This window comes from Thalassobacillus sp. CUG 92003 (assembly GCF_013618635.1).
In the GTDB taxonomy this organism is placed as follows: Bacteria; Bacillota; Bacilli; order Bacillales; family Halobacillaceae; genus CUG-92003.
The window spans coordinates 503,649-526,680 of the sequence record NZ_JABLSJ010000001.1 but is presented as its reverse complement, the minus strand read 5'-3'; the positions used below and the strand labels follow the sequence as shown (position 1 = coordinate 526,680).

22 protein-coding genes and 1 pseudogene are annotated in these 23,032 nt (G+C 44.8%); 4 read left to right on the top strand and 19 right to left on the bottom strand.

Features of this window, described 5'->3' with window-relative positions; all coding sequences use genetic code 11:
* Positions 1 to 48 precede the first annotated feature (48 nt).
* The 8 genes and pseudogenes from HOP45_RS20945 to HOP45_RS02390 form a co-directional block, all read right to left on the bottom strand.
* Positions 49 to 357, bottom strand: a complete 309-nt coding sequence (locus HOP45_RS20945) for a TIGR04104 family putative zinc finger protein (RefSeq protein WP_181347297.1) — start codon at positions 355 to 357, stop codon at positions 49 to 51.
* 85 nt (positions 358 to 442) lie between these two features.
* Positions 443 to 994 (bottom strand): uridine kinase family protein, encoded by a 552-nt coding sequence (locus tag HOP45_RS02420; RefSeq protein ID WP_181347358.1) that lies wholly within the window; start codon positions 992 to 994, stop codon positions 443 to 445.
* Positions 995 to 1,139: 145 nt separating this feature from the next.
* On the bottom strand, positions 1,140 to 1,319 hold the full coding sequence (locus HOP45_RS02415) for a hypothetical protein (RefSeq protein WP_181347296.1): 180 nt from the start codon (positions 1,317 to 1,319) through the stop codon (positions 1,140 to 1,142).
* A gap of 779 nt (positions 1,320 to 2,098) precedes the next feature.
* Positions 2,099 to 2,489 (bottom strand): annotated as a pseudogene (locus HOP45_RS02410) (VOC family protein).
* A 205-nt stretch (positions 2,490 to 2,694) separates the two neighbouring features.
* Positions 2,695 to 4,788, bottom strand: coding sequence for a PAS domain S-box protein (locus HOP45_RS02405; protein WP_181347295.1), 2,094 nt, complete (start codon positions 4,786 to 4,788; stop codon positions 2,695 to 2,697).
* A gap of 154 nt (positions 4,789 to 4,942) precedes the next feature.
* Complete coding sequence (locus HOP45_RS02400; protein ID WP_181347294.1) at positions 4,943 to 5,779, bottom strand: ABC transporter ATP-binding protein; 837 nt, start codon at positions 5,777 to 5,779, stop codon at positions 4,943 to 4,945.
* Positions 5,780 to 5,794: 15 nt separating this feature from the next.
* Entirely contained in the window at positions 5,795 to 6,850 is a 1,056-nt protein-coding gene (locus tag HOP45_RS02395; protein ID WP_181347293.1) for a FecCD family ABC transporter permease, read from the bottom strand.
* Positions 6,847 to 7,851 carry a FecCD family ABC transporter permease gene (locus HOP45_RS02390; RefSeq protein ID WP_181347292.1) on the bottom strand — a complete coding sequence of 335 codons (1,005 nt, stop codon included), beginning with the start codon at positions 7,849 to 7,851 and terminating at the stop codon, positions 6,847 to 6,849. Before HOP45_RS02390 ends, HOP45_RS02395 begins: the two co-directional genes overlap by 4 nt.
* Positions 7,852 to 8,046: 195 nt before the next feature.
* On the opposite strand from HOP45_RS02390, the gene HOP45_RS02385 reads away from it, so the two are divergent.
* Both HOP45_RS02385 and HOP45_RS02380 read left to right on the top strand, forming a co-directional pair.
* The gene (locus HOP45_RS02385) at positions 8,047 to 9,033 is read left to right on the top strand and encodes an ABC transporter substrate-binding protein (RefSeq protein ID WP_181347291.1); all 987 of its coding nucleotides are present in this window, start codon (positions 8,047 to 8,049) and stop codon (positions 9,031 to 9,033) included.
* A 141-nt stretch (positions 9,034 to 9,174) separates the two neighbouring features.
* Positions 9,175 to 9,357, top strand: a complete 183-nt coding sequence (locus tag HOP45_RS02380; RefSeq protein WP_181347290.1) for a YjzC family protein — start codon at positions 9,175 to 9,177, stop codon at positions 9,355 to 9,357.
* 66 nt (positions 9,358 to 9,423) lie between these two features.
* On the opposite strand, the gene hutH is transcribed toward HOP45_RS02380, so the two are convergent.
* Entirely contained in the window at positions 9,424 to 10,941 is a 1,518-nt protein-coding gene (gene hutH, locus HOP45_RS02375; RefSeq protein ID WP_181347289.1) for a histidine ammonia-lyase, read from the bottom strand.
* 702 nt (positions 10,942 to 11,643) lie between these two features.
* Positions 11,644 to 12,081: a histidine utilization transcription antiterminator HutP gene (hutP, locus tag HOP45_RS02370; RefSeq protein WP_219914438.1), complete on the bottom strand. Its 438-nt coding sequence runs from the start codon at positions 12,079 to 12,081 to the stop codon at positions 11,644 to 11,646.
* A 206-nt stretch (positions 12,082 to 12,287) separates the two neighbouring features.
* On the opposite strand from hutP, the gene HOP45_RS02365 reads away from it, so the two are divergent.
* Positions 12,288 to 12,617 (top strand): four-helix bundle copper-binding protein, encoded by a 330-nt coding sequence (locus HOP45_RS02365; RefSeq protein ID WP_181347288.1) that lies wholly within the window; start codon positions 12,288 to 12,290, stop codon positions 12,615 to 12,617.
* 121 nt (positions 12,618 to 12,738) lie between these two features.
* On the opposite strand, the gene HOP45_RS02360 is transcribed toward HOP45_RS02365, so the two are convergent.
* Positions 12,739 to 13,224, bottom strand: a complete 486-nt coding sequence (locus HOP45_RS02360) for a PCYCGC motif-containing (lipo)protein (RefSeq protein ID WP_181347287.1) — start codon at positions 13,222 to 13,224, stop codon at positions 12,739 to 12,741.
* A gap of 88 nt (positions 13,225 to 13,312) precedes the next feature.
* Here HOP45_RS02360 and HOP45_RS02355 point away from each other — a divergent pair, with 88 nt between their 5' ends.
* The gene (locus HOP45_RS02355) at positions 13,313 to 13,519 is read left to right on the top strand and encodes a hypothetical protein (protein ID WP_181347286.1); all 207 of its coding nucleotides are present in this window, start codon (positions 13,313 to 13,315) and stop codon (positions 13,517 to 13,519) included.
* A gap of 22 nt (positions 13,520 to 13,541) precedes the next feature.
* On the opposite strand, the gene HOP45_RS02350 is transcribed toward HOP45_RS02355, so the two are convergent.
* The 8 genes from HOP45_RS02350 to cccB all read right to left on the bottom strand — a co-directional run bounded on the left by HOP45_RS02350 (position 13,542) and on the right by cccB (position 22,973).
* Positions 13,542 to 14,591 (bottom strand): class I fructose-bisphosphate aldolase, encoded by a 1,050-nt coding sequence (locus HOP45_RS02350; protein ID WP_181347285.1) that lies wholly within the window; start codon positions 14,589 to 14,591, stop codon positions 13,542 to 13,544.
* A gap of 80 nt (positions 14,592 to 14,671) precedes the next feature.
* Entirely contained in the window at positions 14,672 to 15,841 is a 1,170-nt protein-coding gene (locus tag HOP45_RS02345) for an FtsW/RodA/SpoVE family cell cycle protein (RefSeq protein WP_181347284.1), read from the bottom strand.
* Between the two features lie 208 nt (positions 15,842 to 16,049).
* Positions 16,050 to 17,246, bottom strand: a complete 1,197-nt coding sequence (locus HOP45_RS02340) for a PDZ domain-containing protein (RefSeq protein WP_181347283.1) — start codon at positions 17,244 to 17,246, stop codon at positions 16,050 to 16,052.
* A gap of 121 nt (positions 17,247 to 17,367) precedes the next feature.
* Positions 17,368 to 18,879 (bottom strand): S41 family peptidase, encoded by a 1,512-nt coding sequence (locus HOP45_RS02335; protein ID WP_181347282.1) that lies wholly within the window; start codon positions 18,877 to 18,879, stop codon positions 17,368 to 17,370.
* Positions 18,880 to 19,160: 281 nt separating this feature from the next.
* A complete protein-coding gene (locus tag HOP45_RS20880; protein ID WP_181347281.1) occupies positions 19,161 to 20,543 on the bottom strand; it encodes a murein hydrolase activator EnvC family protein in 1,383 nt (460 codons plus the stop codon).
* A 49-nt stretch (positions 20,544 to 20,592) separates the two neighbouring features.
* Positions 20,593 to 21,486, bottom strand: coding sequence for a permease-like cell division protein FtsX (gene ftsX / locus HOP45_RS02325; protein WP_181347280.1), 894 nt, complete (start codon positions 21,484 to 21,486; stop codon positions 20,593 to 20,595).
* Positions 21,476 to 22,162, bottom strand: a complete 687-nt coding sequence (gene ftsE / locus HOP45_RS02320) for a cell division ATP-binding protein FtsE (RefSeq protein WP_181347279.1) — start codon at positions 22,160 to 22,162, stop codon at positions 21,476 to 21,478. Before ftsE ends, ftsX begins: the two co-directional genes overlap by 11 nt.
* A gap of 436 nt (positions 22,163 to 22,598) precedes the next feature.
* The gene (gene cccB, locus HOP45_RS02315; protein ID WP_181347278.1) at positions 22,599 to 22,973 is read right to left on the bottom strand and encodes a cytochrome c551; all 375 of its coding nucleotides are present in this window, start codon (positions 22,971 to 22,973) and stop codon (positions 22,599 to 22,601) included.
* Between the last annotated feature and the right edge of the window lie 59 nt (positions 22,974 to 23,032).

Here is a 23,032-nt window from a genome sequence, read left to right as displayed (position 1 = left end):
CAGAAAGACTTGAATTCAAGATAACTGTTAACTTAGAGAAGAGTAATTTTACTTTACTAGTTTATATTTCACAAAAAACGGAAGTAATAAAATAAAGATTACGCCATAAACTATCATTACTATTAATGCGTAATTTACTGTGATAGAGGATTCAACATTAATAAAATAACTCAACATGCAAATTGGCACCACTAAAAATATAGATGGAAAGACCCTAGAAGAAAATGCAATTTTATGTTCCTTTCCACATTTATCACATTTAATCGGTTTGTACCCTAACATTAGTGAAATTAAAATTACTGACCAATTAAATTGACTACTGCAATAATTACATTTCTGAATAGTGATCACCCCCATAACTTTTATCCATTATTCAGGATAAGCCCCCGATACAGGAATACTCAGATTCGAGACAATTTTTAACCCGTTAGCTGATGGATATTCACATAGTACCATTAACAATGAGGTCTGCTCTTTCATATGGTTTTTGTTCTTCCACATAAATGTCTTCTGAAATCATCCAATTATTTTCCCAGATATCGCGAGCCTTTTCCCCAACTCTTTCAAGACCTCGTGATAGTCTTGTTACTCTTGGACAATCAACCCACATTGTAATGTCGTATTCATTTGCTAATTCATTACGAATCGAATAAACGCCTTCGATTATTACGATTCCTCCTACAGGGACAGTATGCCACCCCGCTAACTCGTCAGCGTCCCAATCATAACTTTGATAGTATCCTTCTTGATTTTGGCTAATTGGTTCGAGAACTTGATTTAAGACACGTTTCCAATCAAAGTCTGAACCAATAGGTTTTTGCTTTGGACCTGCTTCAATAATTTGTGAGGAGGGTAAATAAAAATCATCCATATGTACAACCGTTACATTAGTGCATTCTTCTTTAATCTCATTTGCGAAAGTGCTTTTTCCGGAGCCACCACAACCATCTATTCCAATTAATAAGGTGGATTGTTTTCTTGGAATTGAATTAATTGAGCTAACAAATTCTTCAAAATTGTAAATTTCACCTTTTTTAGTTATAACTCTCACTCTTATCACCACCTTGAAGTATTAGTCCTTCAAACACTGCATCAATGTCTTTTTATTGAAGTAAAGCCCCCATTAGTTGAAGTAAATTTTACATTCCTCCGGGACCTCTATACCTGTCTTTTTCAATCGCTCTTTCCACTTCTTTTTCTTCTTCTGTTTTCTCACGATACGGACTATGAAATTTCTTTTTTTGTTTTCTTTTATCAAGAAAAACCATCAAAGCAATAAATAAAACTAAAAACAAACCCCATAAAATATTTGAAAGCACACAATCCCTCCTTTACTTTTTCACAAGAGAGAACAGATCAACATTATACTAAAACTGATAATTTCATATGGGGGCTGGTAATAAAAAAATATCAGAATGCAAGTAATGTGATACTCCATACTAGTAGACTCAATATACTCTCGGATATACTCACTTTATCCCCCGCTGTCAAGTTCCCCTATTTAACTACAACTCTTGTACCATTAAATGCTCAGTTAGCACAATAAGTTGATAGCTATTGTGCAGCTATTGCCACCTTTACATGAATGAATCGAAACTAAGTTACCATTTATTTTTGAGGCTTTTCACTTCGTTCTCAAGGCTCACGACTTTTTTTGTAATTCTTTATTAGGTTCAGTGATTTTTGATCAAGAATCCCATTAGAGCAACGATTCCACCCCCAATGCAACTACACCAAATATCACAAGGCCAAAAATAACTATCGCTTCTAAAAAGCACATTAATACAATATCGAAACTGAGTCTTCAACTAACCTGCCCTTTACTTGAAAACTCAGTTTCGAGATAAATATCTACTCTGAGGGGAACAAGATTTAATGGTTACATCGTGATGTAGAGGATCTAAGGGTATCATAGGTTTAGGCACTTGGAAATAAATTCCCTTTTACCATTTTGATGACTGTAAGGATACCCAATTGTATTTGATAACTCTATACACTTTATCGAATTATTCAAATATCAACAACAAATTTTAACAGAGCCAAAAAAAAGCAAAGAACCCTTACAAAAGGATCCTTCACATTACATTAACATAAGAAGCTACTTCGCATTTTCATCCGGTTGGTGAATACCAAAGAGGTTTCCTTCGGTATCAACGAAGTATCCTTGCCAAGCCATCCCGGGCAGGGCATATTTTGACATAGCAACCTTGCCACCCTTATCAATGATTTTAGATTGAATCGAAATCCTCTACACCCAGCGTACAAGCAAAAGCATTCAAAGGCTGGTTTAATTCGGGAGGAGGGCTTTGCCGTTTCATTAAGGCTCCGTTGATACCAGGCTCGTTTTCATCCCCCGTAACGGCACCAAAATAAGGCATTCCAGCATACTCGCTCCAATCTTCAAATCTCCATCCAAATACCTCTCCGTAAAAATTCTTTGCTCGCTCCATGTCATCCACATGAATCTCGAAATGTACTAATCTACCCATGTTGACCTCCTGTTACTTCATTTTTTATCATGCTAGACTTTACGCTTCACACTCTATATTCTATTAATCATTTAATACTCCTCCTTTATTTTTCCATCCTCACTAACTAAGAAGAGGTTGGGCCGTACACGAAAAATGCCGAACGATTTCACTGAAATCAGTTCGACATTTTTGTGTGCCAGCATGTCGTTCGATAATAACTTTGTTAGGAGGACCCTTGCTCTTTTTCTAAGGCATGATAAAAATGGAACGACCCTTTGCCATGTTGTTTTCCATAATATAGCGCAATATCAGCACTTTTCATTAAAGCATTCGCTGTTTTTCCATCCTCCGGGTAACAGGCAATGCCAATACTAAAAGACGAACACAGCTGATGACTGCCGCATTCATAGGTGGCGCGCAATTGTGCGACCACGCGTTCGGCGACACGCTGCACCTCTACCGTACTATTCAATTCATTGACGATAATCGCGAATTCATCTCCACCGATCCGGGCGACCGTATCGCCTTCCCGGACACACGTGGTTAAACGTTGGCCTACTTCGCGAAGGAACTCGTCGCCCACGTCATGCCCAAACTCGTCATTAATAGCTTTAAAACTGTCTCCATCCATATACAACACAGCAAATCGACTGTTATGGCGATTGGAATGAGCTAATGATTGCTTCATGCGATCCTCGAATAACCGGCGATTCGGAAGTTCCGTCAGATAATCATAAAAGGCAATCTCTTCTAATTGAGCCTCGTATTCAATTTGTTTGGTAATGTCCATGCCTACCATTACAACATGCTGAACGCGCCCATCATCCTGCAAAATCGGCGTGCCTTTATACTCATACCATGTCCAATTGCCATCGCTATTTGCAATCCTGCTTTTAACGGTGAAAGGATGGCAAGACTCAATGCATTTAGCAAAGCATGTTTGCAATTCGGCTTGATCATCAGAATAGACATTAGTGCCGAGCGGCTGATGGAGCAAATACTCTGAATCTCGCCCTAATAAACGCTGGTGGGATGGAGAAATGTAGGTGCTCGTTCCATCAGAATCATGAACCGACAACAAATCATAGCAATGGTCAGCAATCAAGCGGTATTTTTCTTCACTTTGTGTTAAGGCGACCAACGCTTCATGCTTATCCGTTTCATCCTGAAGAATGGCATACATGCCGACTGTCGTTCCTTCCTCTATAATGGGGGCCAACGACACGGCTACCAGGCGTGACTCACCTTGGCACGTTAACAGATAGGTTTGAAATGACGTCACTTCCCCTTTTACAGCCCAATAAAAATGACGCCGGATATCTTCAACTTCCTGTCTGTTGGTCCATTGCATAAATGAGGTATGTTTCACCGCGCTCTTATCAGCATTCAGTAAATCCAAACCTGCTTGATTCACTTTTCGCACCAAACCTTTGAGGGTTAACGAAAAAATCGGATGAGGGCTATGTTGAAAAAGAGACTGATAGCGCGAGCGACTGGCCTGGATGTTCTGTTCAGCACGTTTCCGTTCATTAATGTTGCGAATGATAGAACTGAGCCCGATTATTTCCCCTTTATGATTATGCACCGGGGATAAGCTGATCGCGATATAAAAGCGTTCTCCATTTTTTCTTATATGTACCGTTTCATAAGCTGAGACGTTTTCGTTCCGCAGAACTCTATTGATTAATGTGTGCATGTCACGTTCATCTTCGTTTGTGACAGAGGGGAGAAAATGCCCGAGCAATTGCTCTTCCCGCCAGCCGTACATCGTTTCAAAAGCGGGATTTGCTTCGCGTATTCTTCCTTCTGTATCTAATAACAGCATTGCATCGGCAGTGTTTTCCACGACAGAACGGTAAATATCATTCATGCGGGACAGTTCACGCTCTTTTTCCACCCGCTCCGTAATATCACGTGTAATCGCGACGATGTGGGTTACCCTGCCCGATTGATCTTTCAACGGACTCAGCATTGTATGACCAAAAAACGTGTAATTCTTCACCGTCATTTGATCTTCATACGTCACGCTTTCTCCTGTTTCAACCACTCTATTATAATAGAAAATAACTTTAGCCGCGTTTTTCCCATTCAACACCTCGTCTATTGTACGACCGATCCAGTCCGTTTCTCCGACTTGGTGATAGTTTTGCGCTGAACGGTTGACGTGTACATATGTAAATCGGCTGTCACCGGATACCTCCATGCAGAATACAAAATCCGAAATCCCATTGAACAGGACGTGCAGCAAGTCCTCATAGCGCGCGTCTTCTGAGGTGTTTTGATTCATGCCTTGGATTAAATCTGTTATTCGGCTCATCTCGACTACCTCCATATTTGTGCTAACCCATCCACCAAACCTTACTTCTCTGTTTTTACGACCTTTTACCTATATCATACATGATTCCTGCAAGTTTGTAGACAAAAAAAGAAAATACCCGAGGAATTTTCTTCCGGGTATTTTCTGAAAATCACTAAGATGACAATTGATTTTTTGTCATTTGATCTTTCGCTTCCTTCAATATACAACGTCCTTTACCGTGCGGAATACACATTGGCGTCCCAAACAAAGGATCCTCACGTACATCACAGGTCATTTCAAACACGTTCTGGACAAGATCACAGGTAACGACTTCCTCAGGAGCCCCCTGAGCGTAAACGCTTTTATCTTTTACAGCGATGATGTGATCTGCATACCGACAAGCTAAATTGATATCATGAAGTACCATGACGACTGTGCGGCCGTGATCCTGGTTCAAATCAAATAATAAATCCAGAATATCAATTTGATGGGTCATGTCGAGATACGTCGTGGGCTCATCCAACAACAGTGTATCCGTATTTTGCGCAAGCGTCATGGCAATCCAGGCACGTTGACGCTGTCCTCCCGATAACGAATCAACCGGTCGTTCCTTGAATTCCACCATATTCGTCGCTTCAAGAGCTTGCGTAACAGCTTCTTCGTCTTTCATCGACCATTGTTTTGCCCAACTTTGGTACGGATAACGTCCCTGTTTGACAAGCTGTAAAACACTTAAGCCTTCTGGCGTGATCGGACTTTGCGGCAGAATCGCCATTTCCTTTGCGACTTCTTTCGTGCGCATTTTAGAAATGTTCTTTTGATCAAGCACCACTTCGCCGTCCTTAGGCTTCATTAAACGCGCCATAGAACGCAGCAGTGTTGATTTCCCGCAGCCGTTCCCGCCAATCAGCACCGTGACTTTTCCTTTTGGAATGGCTATATTCAATGAATCGATCACGATATTGTCGCCATAACTCAATGTCAAATCATTCGTCACCAGCGTTTTCATATGTGTACCTCTCCTTTATGCACGCTTACTCTTGAATAACAAATAGATGAAATAAGGAGCTCCGATGGTAGCAGTGAAAACTCCAGCCGGAACCTCTTGCGGGGAAAACATCGTTCGTCCAATCAAGTCTGCCCCGAGTACGAGAATCGCACCAACAAGAGCCGCAACGGGAATCAATCCTCCGTATGAAGAACCAACCAACCGTCTTGCCATATGAGGCGCCATTAAACCGACAAACCCAACACCACCCGCGAACGCAACAGCGACACCAGTCAAAGCTGTACACAATCCTAAGAATAACAGGCGGTCCCACTGCAAGTGAGCTCCGATTCCAGCAGCTAATTCATCCCCTAGCTCTTGCGCATTAACACGTCGAGCTATAAGTATTGCAAATATGGTAAGCACCACTACGATGGGTGCCAAAATATGAACATCATCCCAGCCTGAACCTTGAACGCTGCCTGTCAGCCAAATGTTGGCTTGAGCAGCTCGGAATATCGGGCCTACAATCATAAACATCGTCGTCAACGCTTGCATCAATGCGGAAATGCCAATACCAATCAAAATCAGCCGCATTGGTGAAACGCCGTTCTTGTATGCTAACAGATAGACGGCAATCCCAACTACCATGGCACCTGCAAAAGCAGCTAACGTCATCCACTGAATGCTGACGGTAAGGGCATTGTTTTCGTCACTGAATGCTGAAAGGAAGGCAACAACAGCCACAGCTGCTCCTCCCGTAATGCCAATGATATCAGGTGAAGCAAGCGGATTGCGAATCATGCCTTGTAAAATGGCGCCGCTTACCGCCAAGGCTACTCCTGTCAAAAGGGCCACAAGCATCCGCGGCATGCGGAACTTGTTCACCACTAACCCCGATGTATCACTCCCTTGACCGAGGAGTACTTTGATGACTTCGAACGGATTAATAAACATTTCACCTAACGAAGCTGATAAAATGAACAACCCAGCCAAAACAGCTGTCAAACTCAAAGCTACTGTTAATGCTCTTTGATCAAATAGGGCCGAAAAACGACCGCCTTTTGTCCGAAACACACGATACTTATTCATGAACCTTTCAGTCCTTTGCGGGCAATATACACGAAGAAGGGTGTGCCGATAATGGCTGTCATAACACCGACCGGAACTTCTTCCGGCATAATGATGTATCGGGCGCTGATGTCAGCGAACAGCAATAGTATCGCTCCCAGCAAAGCTGAGTATGGCACCACCCAGCGATGATCGTGTCCGACCAAGCTCCTTGCGAAGTGCGGAACGACAATCCCGATGAACCCTATCGGTCCAGCCACCGCAACTGCACCACCCGCGAGTGCAATAATAAGCAACCCGGCTGCCGCTTTTATCCAGGCCGTCTTCTGCCCCAGTCCGGTTGCGACTTCCTCCCCCATCATGAGCAAATTGATGTGTCTCGCAATCAATAAACTGCCGATCCAGGCAAAAATGAAATAAGGGAGCACTGGTAGCAAATAATCCAATGACCGACCTTGAACAGAACCGGCCAACCAAAACAATACTTCATCTAAAGCTTTTTCATTCATCACCAGAAACCCTTGGGTCAAAGATGAAAAAAGCGCCGCAATCGCGGCTCCTGCCAGCGTCAGTCTGACAGGCGTCAATCCTTCACGCCCCGCCGCTCCAATCGCATATACAATAATGGCAGCAACAGCAGCGCCGACGAAGGAAACCCATGTCAAGGACTGCATCGACAGCCCAGCAGCGAACGAGACGGCAATAACGACAAACATAGAAGCACCTGCGTTTATGCCGAAAATCCCTGGAGAAGCAAGCGGGTTTCGCGTTAAGGCTTGCATCAACACCCCTGACATGGCAAGCGATGAACCAACACATACGGCAATAATGGCCCGTGGCAGCCGGACATCGCGAATAATAATATGATCATTCGTTTGTTGGAAATTAAAAAATGCTTGATATACATCCATTAGATTGACATCGGTATACCCTAAAACAATACTTGCAGCAAACGAAAGGAACAATAGTACACTGCCAACCAGCAGCCCCCATCCTTTCATGCTTGTGGATTTCAAAAGCATATGGTGTTCCTCTCAACCTTTAAAAATACGATTCTACTTTATAAGTTTATTTTCTGAACAGGCATCTGTCAATGAATTTGAGAATCATTTTCATTTTCATTACGATTTTTTTGCAAATTTCATTGACTTCTTTACCTTTTTTATATAATCTACTAACTGTAAATGATAATCATGATCAATTGGAGGCACTTTCCTATGAAAAAGCAATATTTCTTTTCGTTCTTTCTTATACTTACCTTTTCTTTCCTTCTGGCCGCATGCGGATCAGATGGAGAAGGACAAGACAACGGTGAAGGGGACTCATCAGACGATAGCGAATCGTCCAGCGATTTTGAACCCTATACAGTCGAACACGCGATGGGTGAAACAACCATTGAAGAGAAGCCTGAACGCGTCGTCATTTTAACGAATGAAGGGACCGAAGCCCTACTTGCCCTGGGTCAAAAACCTGTGGGAGCCGTCGAATCGTGGACTGGCGACCCGTGGTATGACCATATATCTGAAGACATGCAAGATGTTGAAGTCGTAGGCACAGAATCCAATGTGAACGTTGAAAAAATTCTTTCGTTAGATCCAGACTTGATCATCGGTAACAAGATGCGTCAGGAAGATATTTACGATCAATTGAATGAAATTGCGCCCACCGTCTTTTCCGAGACATTGCGTGGCGAATGGCAAAATAACTTCAAGTTATACGCCAAAGCCTTGAACAAGGAAGACAAAGGGCAAGAGTTGCTTGATGAATACAACCAGCGCCTGGACGACTTTTCCGAACAAGCCGGCGACAAACTCGACCAAAAATTGTCTGTAATTCGCTTTATGCCTGACCACGTCCGTATCTATCATAAGGATTCCTTCTCCGGCGTCATCCTTGACGAAATCGGATTTAAGAGGCCAGAATCGCAACAAGCGAACGACTTCATGGAAAAAGCGACGAAGGAACGTATTCCAGCCATGGAGGGAGATAAACTCTTCTACTTCACCTATGAAACAGGCGATGGCGCTGCTTCCTCTCTTGAAGAAGAGTGGCTAAATGATCCGTTATTCCAGAACCTTGATGTCGTACAAAATGATGAAGTTTACGAAGTCAGTGACGCTATTTGGAATACAGCAGGCGGTTACATGGCTGCCAATGAAATGGTTGATGATTTAGAAGAAATCTTCCTGGAAGAACAAGAATAAATCGAAAAGAATCCCTGAGGGCCACAACCGGCTTCAGGGATTCTTTTTTAAATGACAGGTGTTTTTATCAACGTTTAAAAGGGAACAAGATTTCAAATAAGTAAATTGTACGACTAGAGTAAGGATGGGAGGTGACCCATTATGAGTGAACAAATTTTTAAAACGGGAGACAAAGCACCATCAAGCGGAAAATATGTCGTCGTCGAATTCGTTAAAGGAGGTTCCCCGGACGAAGAAGCTAAAAAAAAGGTCAGGATCGCCCAGGATGAAACATTCCCAGCGTGCCCCGTCACTGAGCTGGACGCCTACTGGACCAAATCGTAATACTGTGCTCAAAAAAAGGGCTGCCACTGTCTCAAGGAAGACGTGGCAGCCCCTGAATAGAGCTGATTATTTAACCGCTTCAGCTTTAGAGACAGACCAGTCGAATGCGCCATCTTTTAACCACGTGGTCATCCGTTCGATATCCTCGGAAAAAACACGATCTTCTTTAATGGAAGGTACGATCGTACGCGCCTCATGCCACAATTTCCTCGTTGCGGATGCCATGTTTTCAACAGCGTTGTGCTCTACCGCCTGCATGGCACAAATCAACTCAATCGCAATTACGCGCCGTGCATTTGCAATCACATCGTGTGCGTGTCTAGCAGCAATCGTCCCCATGCTGACATGGTCTTCTTGATTGGCAGATGAAGGGATCGAATCTACGCTTGCCGGGTGAGCAAGCGTTTTATTTTCCGACACAAGTGACGCGGCTGTATATTGCATAATCATCGCGCCAGATTCCAGGCCCGGCCGAGCACTGAGAAAAGGCGGCAGCTCATTGAGTTGTGGATTAACGAGGCGTTCCACCCGCCGTTCTGAAATATTCGCGAGTTCAGCCACCGCCACTTTCATGAAATCCATCGCCAGCGCAATCGGCTGACCGTGAAAATTCCCGCCTGAGACAACCAGATCGCCCTCTTCAAAGATAAGGGGATTATCCGTGGCAGCATTTATCTCAATCGCCAACTTTTCCCGAACGTAATTCAAACTTTGCCACGAGGCCCCGTGAACTTGCGGTATACAACGCAAGGAATAAGCGTCCTGAACCCGTTTTTCTCCTTGCTTGGTGGTTAAATGGCTGTCGCACACTAACGTTCTGATCCGTTCGGCTGTAGCCATTTGCTCAGGATATCCGCGGGCTTCGTGGATCGCAGGATGAAACGCATCGATAATCCCTTCCAGGCCCTCCAACGTCATAGCTGCAATCCATTCACTTTGGGCCGCAAGTTTTTCTGCCTCGATCGCATTCAAAGCTCCCACGGCTGTCATAGCCTGGGTTCCGTTGATCAACGCCAACCCTTCTTTCGCCTGGAGCGTGATAGCGTTCAACCCTTCTATTCGAAACGCTTCTTCTGTCGCCATTTCCTTGCCTTGGTAGCGAACGCGCCCTTCTCCGATCAACACAAGAGCCAGATGAGCGAGCGGCGCTAAGTCTCCAGAAGCACCGAGCGAGCCTTGACTCGGAATGATCGGATGAATGTGACTGTTCAATAAGTCTTGTAGCGTTTCCACCACTACCGTGCGTACACCGGAAAACCCTTTTAACAGAGCATTTAATCTAAGCAGCACCATCGTTCTGCTTACAGTTTCTGAAAAAGGCTCTCCGACGCCGCAGGCATGTGAACGGATCAAATGCAGCTGTAAGTCCTCCACATGCTTTCTATCTATCGTCACGTCGCTGAATTTTCCAAATCCCGTATTGATGCCGTAGACCGTTTTGTTATCTTGAACGATACGCTCTACTGCTTGGCGGCTCGCCTGCACATTTTTCAAGCTGGTTTCTGATAATTGTACTTTTTCATGTTTGATCGAAACACGTTCGATTTCCTCGAGTGTCAGATTATTGCCGTCTAATTCAACCATATCCGTCTCCCCCTTTTTGTTCATATGAGTTATTAGATTGTTCAGCATCGATGTTTCTATTGGCTATTGCATGAGCTAACCGAATATGTTCGTTCCCACGATATGAGGATTGCCAGCCCTCTAAATGAAAGAGAGTATCCAATGTTGAAGCGTATTGTTAATAAATACTTATGCCGAAGGTTCGTTCACTTCCATATCGAATGGGGCGGCTTTGAAACTGCGAGACCACTTTAAAGCGGAGGCGTCTTGGTCAGCGGCGTATGGACTGGACTGAGCTGTAGGAGATAAAGGAAACACGAAGAACGACGTGATTCGATGTTGACTTATCGCACAGAAGCGAGGGAAGTCTCACTAGCCGCTAGACGCCGGAGCTGGATAGTCCAAATACGGAACACTTTCTATCTAAGGTGACAAATTTCCCAGTAATTAGCGGAAAAGGAGCTCGGCAAGACCCCACAGGGAGTGTAAACGACCGAGGAGGCTTGCCGGTTCCCCCGCAGGAAAGCGAGTTGTTTCAAAGCCGCCCCCTTTCACTTATAGGGTAACGAGCCCTTATTTTCTAAGGATCGATTTTTCCAATCTCCCTATCATTAATCCACAACAAGGTTAACCAGATGCCAAACCATTAAAAAAGAAGCGACAATGACATAAAACTGCCATCGCCGCCTCCTCATCACTTTTTACTATAGGCAACGAAAAAATTTATATATGATTGATTCCCAGCCCCATCGTTTCGTGTTCCAGTCCTTTGACCGGGGCTCCAATTGTTCCATAAAATGCGACAGCCAGCCACTCACCTTCGCCGCTGCGCTCATAAGGTTTCCCCCGGACCACGGCAAATTTCAGCCCGACAGTACGCATCATATCACCAATTGCAATTTGGCCACGCGTCACACCTTCCAACGCTTCAAGAATCGCGTGATAAAGAGCATGCGTTTCTCGATAAACATCTTCAGAAATGATTGAATTGCGTTTAGCAGCCGTCTCCACAGCAGAAATAACTTTCTGCATATTCATCGAACCTGCTTTACCCTGACAGTAATCGACCGTTTGCAACTGAGGGCGGAAACCCTCCAGTTCATCTTCATCCAAGGTAGCAATTAACAAGGCCAGCTTACCAATTTGAACGGTTTGGCCCAAAGTCACCACCACTTTTCTGCTAATATACTAATAACTTATAACTCCTTTAATCGTAACCGTTTTCAGTGTAAGCTGCAAGTCATTATTGGAAAAATTTAGCGTGTTATCATGATGATGTATTAACTGAGTAAAGGTATTTTCGTTATGTTTTAAATCTCCCCGACTTGGTAATAGTAGAAGTAACCATACCATAGGAGGGTATCAAAATGAGCCATCAACAATATGAAGGTGTGATTGAAGCATTGCACGCGTGCATGGAAGCCTGTAACCATTGTTATGCTTCCTGCTTGCAAGAGGATAACGTGAAAGCCATGAGTGAGTGTATCCGATTGGATCGAGAGTGCGCAGATATTTGTGCCTTTTTTGAACAATCACTCACTCGAAATACGCCTTACGTGCAGGAACTGGCCCAACTCTGTGCCGCTGCATGCCGCGATTGCGGAAAAGAATGCGCGAAACATGACCACGACCATTGCCAGAAATGCGCTGATGCTTGCCACACCTGCGCACAAGAATGCGAAAAACTGGTTTCCTAGACGTTTGCAAGCAAAAAGAGCGACTCTCAGCGAGAGTCGCTCTTTTTTTATGGGCTGTGATTCAATATAGAGGTCTGTAGTAAATTGCTTTACAGAACGCTAAAATTCGCAGAACAAACTATTAAACTTCAGGTGTCGGCGTCGGTTCTGCATAATCCTCCTGATATGTTTTCTCTATATCAGATCGAATGTCTTCAATCGACTCGCCATCACGATAATCAAGTACAGCCTGAGCAGCAATTTCCAGACACACCCCACATTTTGTGCCGTGATCGTCCCACACCACTTCCTCGTCACTGCGCTCATCAACAAAACAATTATAATTGCTTTTATGTCCTGCACTTTCGCCGCAGCCACAATAACACGGCATCTTAGTCAACAACGCTTCATGTTCGGCTGAGGCTTGATAGATGGCCTGCATATCTTCCGACTTCCCCTCTAAAAACGAAGGAAGCACCTCAGTCGAGGCAGTTGCTTCTTGAATATCGCCCGAGCTCGTCTTCGTCTGCTGATGTTCACCTTCATCATGCGACTCCTCAGTCGAACACGCTGAAAGCATACTACCTATCACAAAAAAAAGGATCAAACTCCATTTTTTCACGTTCATTCGTTTCACATCCTCTTATGTTTCTAAAGCAAAGTTTAATGGATTCGTAGCCTAGACTCAACAAATGTCACAGGATTGCCATATTAAAATGAAGAAAATAATGAAGTTCTGTGCTGTTATCATCGTTTCGGTTATGATTATCGACGTTGCCGAGCGCTTTATCATCGCTTCCAGATCATTTATCATCGGTCCTCTCGCCTTTATCATCGCTCAAACTTTTATCGGCGGTTCCGCGCGCTTTATCGTCGCTTCCCTGCCATTTATCATCGGTACTCAGCCCCAAAATAAAAAATAGCCGGCAGCCGGCTATTTTCTGATTAAGCTAGTGTGATATTCGGATCGGCGTAGACTTCTTGAACGGCCTGAATAATTTCGACGCCTTCTTTCATAGGACGCTGAAACGCTTTTCTTCCCATGATCAGACCCATGCCGCCAGCGCGTTTGTTGATGACGGCGGTCTTTACCGCTTCGACGAGATCGTTTTCTTCCGAGCCGCCACCTGAATTGATGAGGCCGGCCCTGCCCATGAAGGAGTTGGCGACCTGGTAGCGGGTCAAGTCGATAGGATGATCGCTCGTGAGCTCGGAGTAGACTTTGTCATGCGTTTTACCGAACTGCAACGCTTTGTAACCGCCGTTGGTTTTCGGCATTTTCTGCTTGACGATGTCGGCTTCGAGTGTGGCACTTAGATGGATCGCCTGGCCGGTTAAATCGGAGGCGAGATGATAGTCGTCATCGGCTTGTTTGAATTCTGGATTACGCAGGTAAGCCCAGAGGATGGTTGCTAAACCGAGTTCGTGCGCATATTGGAAGGCCTGGGTCACTTCCTGGATTTGCCGTTCGCTGTCTTCTGAACCGAAATAAATCGTGGCACCGACAGCGACTGCACCCATGTTGAAGGCTTGTTCGACGGAGCCGAACATAATTTGGTGGTGCGTGTTAGGGTACGAGAGCAGTTCATTATGATTCAGCTTGACGATGAACGGAATTTTGTGCGCATAGTCGCGCGCCACTGAGCCAAGCACGCCGAGCGTTGAAGCTACGGCATTGCAGTTACTTTCCAACGCCAGTTTGACGATGTTTTCCGGGTCAAAGTACATCGGATTAGGGGCAAATGAAGCGCCGGCCGAATGTTCAATACCCTGATCGACAGGCAGTATGGAAAGATAGCCGGTGTTGCTCAAACGACCATGGCCGAATAAACTTTGCAGGTTACGCAATACGACAGGACTGCGGTCGCTTGATTTGTACACGTGATCAACGAATTCCGGATGGGGCGCGTATAGATTTTCCTTAGGGATTGTTTCACTTTTATGTTCGAGTAAGTATCCCGCGTCTTCGCCTAACAGCTCTTCAGTCGATTTCATGTAATATCCTCCTTCATAATTTGAACCATCTCTATTTCTCATTCCCAATTCACTCTAGCATAAACTCTGCCTTACCGAGTTCATTCGTCCAATCTGCCTTCATTGAACATAAAGGTTTTCTGGTGAAAGTGGACGGCAAACACAAGCCCGATGGCAATTAAGTTCGCAAGCAACGCACTTCCTCCGTAACTGATGAAGGGGAGCGGAATCCCCGTGATTGGCAGCAGTTGGACGGTCATGCCGATATTTTGGAAGACGTGAAAGCCGATCATGCTTAAGATTCCGACGACCACATAAGAACTGAACGCATAATTGGCTCGGTGCGCAATTTGAATCAAGTGATACATCAGGATAAAGAACGTCATGATGACGACACAACTTCCGATAAAACCGTACTCTTCTCCAATGACACTAAAAATGAAGTCAGTATGGCTCTCCGGCAAATAAACTTCCGATCCTCCTACACCTTTTCCGTACATTTGGCCGGACCCAATCGCCCGCATGGACTTTATCAAATGATACCCATCTGAAGATTCGTACTTAAAAGGTTGCAGCCAGGCATAGATACGCCCGAGCTGATACTCCTGGACGTTCAGATACTTGTCCAACAACTGCGGTGCCTGAAGGGCAAGCCACACTAGGCTGACTCCGAGAAAGGACGCGGCTCCATAAATCGGAATGATCAGCCGCCAGGCCACCCCGGATACGAGCGTCGTACCAGCTAGAATTGCCAGAAATACCAGGGCCGTCCCTAAATCTGGCTGAAGCATAATGAGAAAAAGCGGTGGGATGACGACGAGCACCATTTTCCCCAATAGTAACACATCAGACTTCATGTCAGCCGTTTTACGGCGATAATTATGATCCGTCACCACTTTGCTCAGCATTAAAATCAAGAAGATCTTCATGAATTCCGATGGCTGGATTGATCCTAATCCTGGGATTATGTACCAGCTTCGCGACCCATTTCGCAAGGGGGCAAGTTCATTAGGTGCCACCATCAACCCCGCCAGCAAAATAATCCCGAAAATATATAAATACAGGCTGACTTTTTTATAACTTTCTGGATCAAGAAGCAGCATAAAGCCGATCATGACTGAACCCAAACCGTACCATATCAGCTGCTGGACCATGAAATTGACATTGTACTGCCCGCTTTGCTGAGCGCTGTAAATCGCAAAGCAGCTGATGACCACGAGGGCGATCATGATGAAAAAAAGACGCCAGTCGAATCGTTGTTCAAATTTCATAAAAACCTTTACCTTTCCGTACGTAAGTTAGTTTCCTCAGAAGTTTTGTAATCCCTCTGTTATAAAGGTGCTCTTATTATGGTACACCATTTTCAGCCAAAATGCGTGAATAGATTGTCCGAACCGGTGGAAAAATTTTATCAAATTTATATATAACTCCAACAAAGTGAAAAAGAGCCTCAGACCATTCAGAGGCTCTTAAGATATTCTATAGAGAACGCTGCGCTTCCAGATACGCTCTCCGCTCCTGGGGTTTTACGAATAAAAGCCCCAACTCATGATGAGCGCCTTCGTACATCGCCCGTTGAACAAAACGCATTTCGCCTCGTTCATCACGTACTTCCATTTTACAGTACGCCAAGTTTTTTTGCAGGGCATAATAAAAGCCTTCCTCACTCGTAATCCGGAGACCGTTGACCACTTCCACTTTTTCACCGACCTGAACGCCCATATCGTCAGCGGGACTCCCAGGTATGACTGCTAAAATGGGCAGACCCTGATTACTCGGCGCAAAGTAAGGTTGATGTTTTTCATGCAACCGATGGGAAAAGCTTACCCACTCGCGGCCAGCTATAGCGATTAAAACAGCTGCAAACGAAAGCCAGATGATCCAATAACTGGCTGCGGCCAAGCTGATTGTTACAAGCGCGATCATAAATAAACGGCGGCCGATCCGTTTGGAGGCCACAATTGGTTTTTGGCCATTGACCATCCAGTCGAATCCTGTAACAAGCGGGATGAGTATTAATCCGTAGCGCTCCTGGCCCAAAGGAAAGACGGGCCACCACGAAGCAAAAGCTTGCAAGGATTCCCCGGGTAATAAGGCAAAGAACGGAAGGATCGACAGCTTTTTCAAGCGATGTTGCCCAATGCGTTTTCCTCGGCTGCCCTGCACCAATTCCGGGTATGTTTCATTTGACCTAAGCCGCAATAATTGGAGCCCTTCCACCAGAAGTAATAGGCCGATCAGGCAAGCCAGCACCGTAAGCGGTGGCGTGTCTAATAAGATACGCCATTGAGCCGGGAGCTCGACGTTAATGAATGGCGGTCCAAACAAAAGGATCAGATAACTGATGCCGAGTGTGTAAACAGCCGACAGCCAGGTGAACGACAGCGTCAGACTCAGGAGAATCGTGACAGCCGAGATCAATAGAATGAGCGGGTAAGGGAAAACGACACCCGCTCCAACCGCTAATAAAGACAACACGATGCCGGTTGAAAATGCAATCCGTTTCGTGCCGCGCTGCTCCGAGAAAATATCAAAGATCTTCGTGCCGAACTGGTTGCGTTCCTTTCGGATACGAGCCAGCGATACACATACCAGCACGATAAACGGCCAATAAAATAAAGGTTGTATAAAAAGACGACCGAACGCCTTTAACCATTCAATGAACCAAACCTCCACATCCATTCCACCTTCCACATAATGAAGCATACGTTCTGTGCATGTTACGTTCTTATGTAACGAAAAAATCCGCAGTCTATGACTACGGATATATTTCGCTTGTCGGCTAGCATAATCCTGCTTATTGGAAGAGGACTTCTAAAGCTTTTTCCATCTGGCGGTCATTTTCTTCCGCCCGTACCTCAGACATGACGGTTTCTTCCAGCTTGCCTGCTGTTTTCGTATCAACCTCACCGGTGACCTCTAAATCATGATCCTCCTGGAAGGCTTCAACGGCCGATTGCGTCGCTTCATCGAAGTAACCATCGGTACGTTCCATTTCATAGCCAAGCCCTTCTAACATAACTTGCACGTTTTTGATTTTTTCACCATTCTGATCATACTTTAAGGTGTCTTCCACTTCTACAGGGTTCGTGTAAAAGTATTCCGGCTGCTTAACCTTCACTGTCGGTTCGATCCCCTTGTCATGGATCCAATTGCCTTCAGGCGTGAGCCATTTGAACAAGGTGAGCTTGATGTTGCTGCCATCTCCCATCGGTACAGCTTGTTGAACGGTGCCTTTACCGAAGCTTTTCGTACCAACGAGCTCATAACCGCCTGCTTCCTGCATAGCCGCTGCCAGGATTTCTGAGGCAGAGGCACTGCCTTCATCCATGAGCACCGTGATCGGGTAATCTTTCTTCGAACTGATATCAGAGAAATAACGTGATTTTTCGCCTTCCCTGTCTTCAACTTGAACGTAAGGTTGGTCGTCTGGAATAAACTGCTTCAGGATATCCTGGACATCTGTAAATAAGCCGCCTGGGTTCCCCCGCACATCAATGACGAGTCCTTCCATTCCATCGTTCTCTAATTTCTTCAAGGCTTCATTAAATTCTTTTGATGTCTTTTCCGAGAAGGACGTGATTTCAATCACACCGGCCTTCTTCCCATTGATGGTTTTCGTATCGGTATAAACCGTCTCTAATGGAATATCGTCACGCTTAATATCAATGGTGAGCGGGTCACTCACGCCAGAGCGTTCCACTTCCAACGTGACTTCGGTTCCTTTTTCACCACGAATTTGAAGGACTGTTTCATAGAGATCCAGGCCTTTTACGCTTTCACCGTCAACCTTCAGAATCTGATCATTCGGCTTCAGTCCTGCCTCCTCGGCAGGCGATCCTTTAATCGGGGCGACGATTGTGACTTTGCCATTTACCATGCTGACCTCGGCCCCAATGCCCTGGAACGAGGATTCGATCGTTTGGTTGAACTGCTCCATCGTTTCTTTATCCATATACACACTATAAGGGTCCTCAAGCGTTCCAAGCATGCCTTGAATAGCGCCTTCCACCAGCTGCTTGTCTTCCACGTCTTTTACATAATTGTCTTTAATAACCTGGTAGGCTTTTTCAACCTTTTGCAAATCTTCCGTGCTGGACATGCTATTGATCAACTCTTGCTGTTCATCTTCGCTTAAACTGCCAAAGTTTTCAGCATCGTCACTGGCATTGGCAAGTTGCTTTTCCGTCTCGGCATCTTCCTGGGTCTGATCGCTGCCGAAGTATTCCAGCCCTATGTAGGTCCCAGCGCCTCCTACACATAAAGCCAGCACCAGCATTAATGCAACATAACGCGCTTTCAAGTTCATCGCATTCACCCTTTATGGTTTGTAGTCATAAGAAGTCCATCCTTGCACAAAAAGGCATCACACCGTTAATGTGCGATGCCTTCTACTTATGATATGTCAAAGACATCATAAGCATGTCCACCAATATGTTTTAACGTATTGAACCTTTTTATGTGGTCTCTGTCATCATACCATTTAACATGATCGACTGTAAATTTATCTTTTGTAAAAATTCCCTTATTCATGCAAAAACCGCGCACCCCCGTCATATCGGACGAAAGTGCGCGGTTTGCACGCTTAGCTTAATTAATATAATTCAACGGGTTCACAGCATTGCTTTTACTTTGATTCCAAGCACCTTTGTGAATTTCAAAGTGAAGATGTGGGCCAGTTGATTGGCCGGTGTTCCCCATATAACCGATCTGTTGCCCTTTGCTCACGGACTGCCCTTCAGACACGCTGCGACTCTCCATGTGAGCGTACACGGTCGTATAAATTTGCCCATTCAGATTGTGCGTAACGAATACAACATTCCCATAGCTGCTTGAGTAATAGGAACGGAAGACCTGACCAGAAGCTGCCGCTACAATGGGCGCACTTGATCCGACTCTGCCAATGTCAATACCGGGATGGTAGCTTCCACCTCGTGGCCCCATACGGGATGTGAGCGGGCCTGAAGCCGGTCGTGTAAATAGGCCGCCTGAAATTGCCGGTGCGCTACCTCCTCCACCGCTGGCGTTGCTGCTACTGTTACTGCTGCTGCTACCGCTGCTACTGCTGTTATTGCTTGAGGAGCTCGCCTTGGCTTGCTCTGCTTCTTTCTGGCGTTGACGTTCACGCTGCGCTTCCAATTCGCGTTGACGCTCGATTTCAGCTTGAATCTCAGACTTTTCATTTTGCGCTTGGCTCATAGACGCTTGAATAGATGCTTTTTGCTTTTCAAGAATTTCTTCTTCTTCTTGAAGCTCCATTTTGTGACTATGTAGCTCTTTATGTTTGGTTTCCAGCTTGTCCATCAAGTTTTTCTTCTGCTGCTTTTGTTTATCAAGCTGTGCTTTAATATTTTCCAGGTCTTTCTTTTGCTTTTCTAAATCTTGCTTTTTTGATTCCACTTCTTTTTTCTTCTCTTCCAGCTGTTTCTTCTCGGCCATATGGGTATCCATGATGTTCTTATCCTGGTCCATGATGGTCGTTACAGCGGATGCTCTTTCCAGAAAATCACCAAAGTCTTGCGCATCCATGAGCACTTCAAGATAACTGACGTCTCCGCCATTTTCCTGAAGGGCCTTCAGGCGATCCTTTAACAAGGCTTCGCGCTCAGCGATGCTTTTCTCAAGTTCTTTAATGTCCTTTTTAAGCTGCTTAATTTCTTCTTTCGTTTTCTTGATTTCCGCTTCTTTTGCGCGGAGCTTTTCCTTCGTCTCGGAAAGTTTCATGTCGATCTCTTTAATTTCAGCTTCTGTTTCATTCTGCTTTTGTTCATTTTTAGAGATTTTCTTTTTCGTTTTTTCTTTTTTGCTCGAAACATCACTTTGCTGTTCGTTAACATTGCCTTGCTTGTCCTCGAGATCACTCAAACGATCTTTGACTTCATCAAGGCTTTCATTCGCATTGACACTATTTGGGGCCAGACCCGCACCTGCTAACAATGTGACCGCCAAAAACGACGTAAAAAGTTTTTTCATGACTCCCTTTTCTCCTCCCTATCCCTTTACACACTAATTCATGGGTTGATTAAACTTTCAAGAATTTCCTTACGCTCATCACGCTTCCCCAAACACCGATAAAGGCTCCGATAGCCAGTACCAGACCAGCGAGCTGCCAGGCGAATGGATTGAACGGTAAGAGTTGAATGAAATCAAATTGAATCCGGTCTCTTAAGTTGTAGTACAGATAGTAGTAGCCAGATACAATCGCGGCAATCGGTATGATGGATCCCAGGATGCCAAGGATGAGCCCTTCAACAAAAAATGGCCAGCGGATGAACATGTTGGTCGCCCCGACCAGCTTCATAATACCGATTTCTTTCTGACGCGCGATAATGGTAATTTTAATCGTATTTGAAATTAAGAATATAGCCGTGAAGACGAGGCCGATGATTAAAGCTAGCCCGATGTTCCGGGCGTATTCGTTAAAGGTGAAAATCCGTTCGACGAGCTCTTCTCCGTAATTGACTTTATCTACGTGATCAAGCTGTTTGATATCCTCTGCAACCTGCGCAGTGTCTTCCGGTTCTTCCGGTTTTACGACAAAGGCATCATTCAACGGGTTGCTTTGTTCGAACAACTCGAAAGCCTGCCCTTGATCTCCTAAACTATCAACCAAGCTTTTCAGCTCTTCTTCTTTGGAAGAGTATTCATACGTGCCGATATCCGGCATGTCCTCCAAGTTTTGCTCAACGGTGTCGATTTCTTCCTGACCAGCCGATACATCGAGCAGCACTTTTATTTCAACATCCTCTTCCACATTTTCAGCTACTTCATTAAGGTTCAGCATCACGGCGAGAAACACGCCGACGAGAAGCAATGTCGTTGTGACAGCTCCAACTGAGGACACTGTCATCCAGCCATTCCGCCAAACATTTTTGACTCCTTCTCTCATGTGCCGGGTAAGGGTTCTAAATTTCATAGCCGTAATCACCTCGATGTTCATCCCTTACAACGGAGCCATCTTCGATTGCAATGACACGTTTACGAATCGTATTGACAATTTCCCGGTTGTGCGTAGCCATTAGAATGGTTGTTCCACGCTGGTTAATCTCTTCAAGGATGTGCATGATTTCCCAGGACGTTTCCGGGTCAAGGTTGCCTGTTGGTTCATCAGCAATCACCACTTGAGGCATGTTCACAATTGCCCGTGCGATGGCCACCCGCTGCTGCTCTCCACCTGATAATTCATCAGGGAGGAAACGCGCTTTATTTTTCAACCGAACCTGGTCCAGCACATCCATAACCCGCCGTTTAATATTCTTAGGGGTTTCTTCGATGACTTCCAAGGCAAACGCCACATTTTCATAGACTGTCAGTTTCGGCAGCAATCGAAAATCTTGATAGACAACGCCGATTTCCCGTCTTAAATGAGGCACTTTTCGTTTTTTTAAAACTGCCAGATCGCGATCATTTACTATGATGGACCCTTTTGAAGGGCGTTCTTCACGAAACATGAGCTTGATAAATGTCGATTTGCCTGCACCACTGGGGCCGACAATATACACAAACTCACCCTGATCAATATGTATATCTATACCATTTAAAGCCGTAACCCCATTGGGATACGTTTTATAAACTTCTTTCATTTCAATCATAGTGTTATCACCTTAATTAATGTAGTTGTATCCCTAGTACAGGTTCTAGTACAAATGATCTATAATTCTCGTTAACACTCATTCATTATAACATCTAAATTCCTTTTTTTTAGACAAAAAATTATTACATTTTCATTGCAAAGACACGATATATTTAATACTTCTGCAATATAAGACAAAAGTCCTTTTCATGATTCGCTATTTTCGCATGGAAAAACGTGATGAACTGCCCGTAAAAACACTATCTTTAGCACGTTTTTTCATATATTCGCCCTATTCTAGGTCCTTTATGGTATAAGCAGTCGGAGTGTCTCGGACCTATATATTTCGATAGTGGCGTAACGAACAAGGTTTAATGCAGCCAAAATAAAAACGTCTGGATATTAGTATCCAAACGTTTTTGTTTACTGTTTATACATGGCATCAGTCATCCACATTATTTCTTCGTTGCTAACCAGCTTGCAATCAACTCAGCATCTTCACCTGAAGCCTGTCCTGATGGCATAGACCCTTTGCCATTTTGGATGATACCGAGGATATCCTCTTGCGAATACTCAGAGCCGACTTCTTGTAAAGAAGGGCCGGCTTGACCTGATAGATCAGAACCGTGGCAGCTGGCACAGTTTTGTTGGAAGGCTTCCTCCGCTGCAGCAGTGTCCACTTCGCCATCGCCTTCATCAGCAGGTTCTTCCGTTTCTGAGCCTCCACCTTCGTCAGCAGGTTCTTCACTGCCATTTTCATCGCCGCCACCACCGCACGCGCCAAGTACCAGCGTCGTGCCAAACAGCATTGCGAGTAATTTTTTCTTCAATTGCCCCGCCTCCTTAGAGGAAAAATATAGTGTTTCAACGTATGATTATTATAACCGAC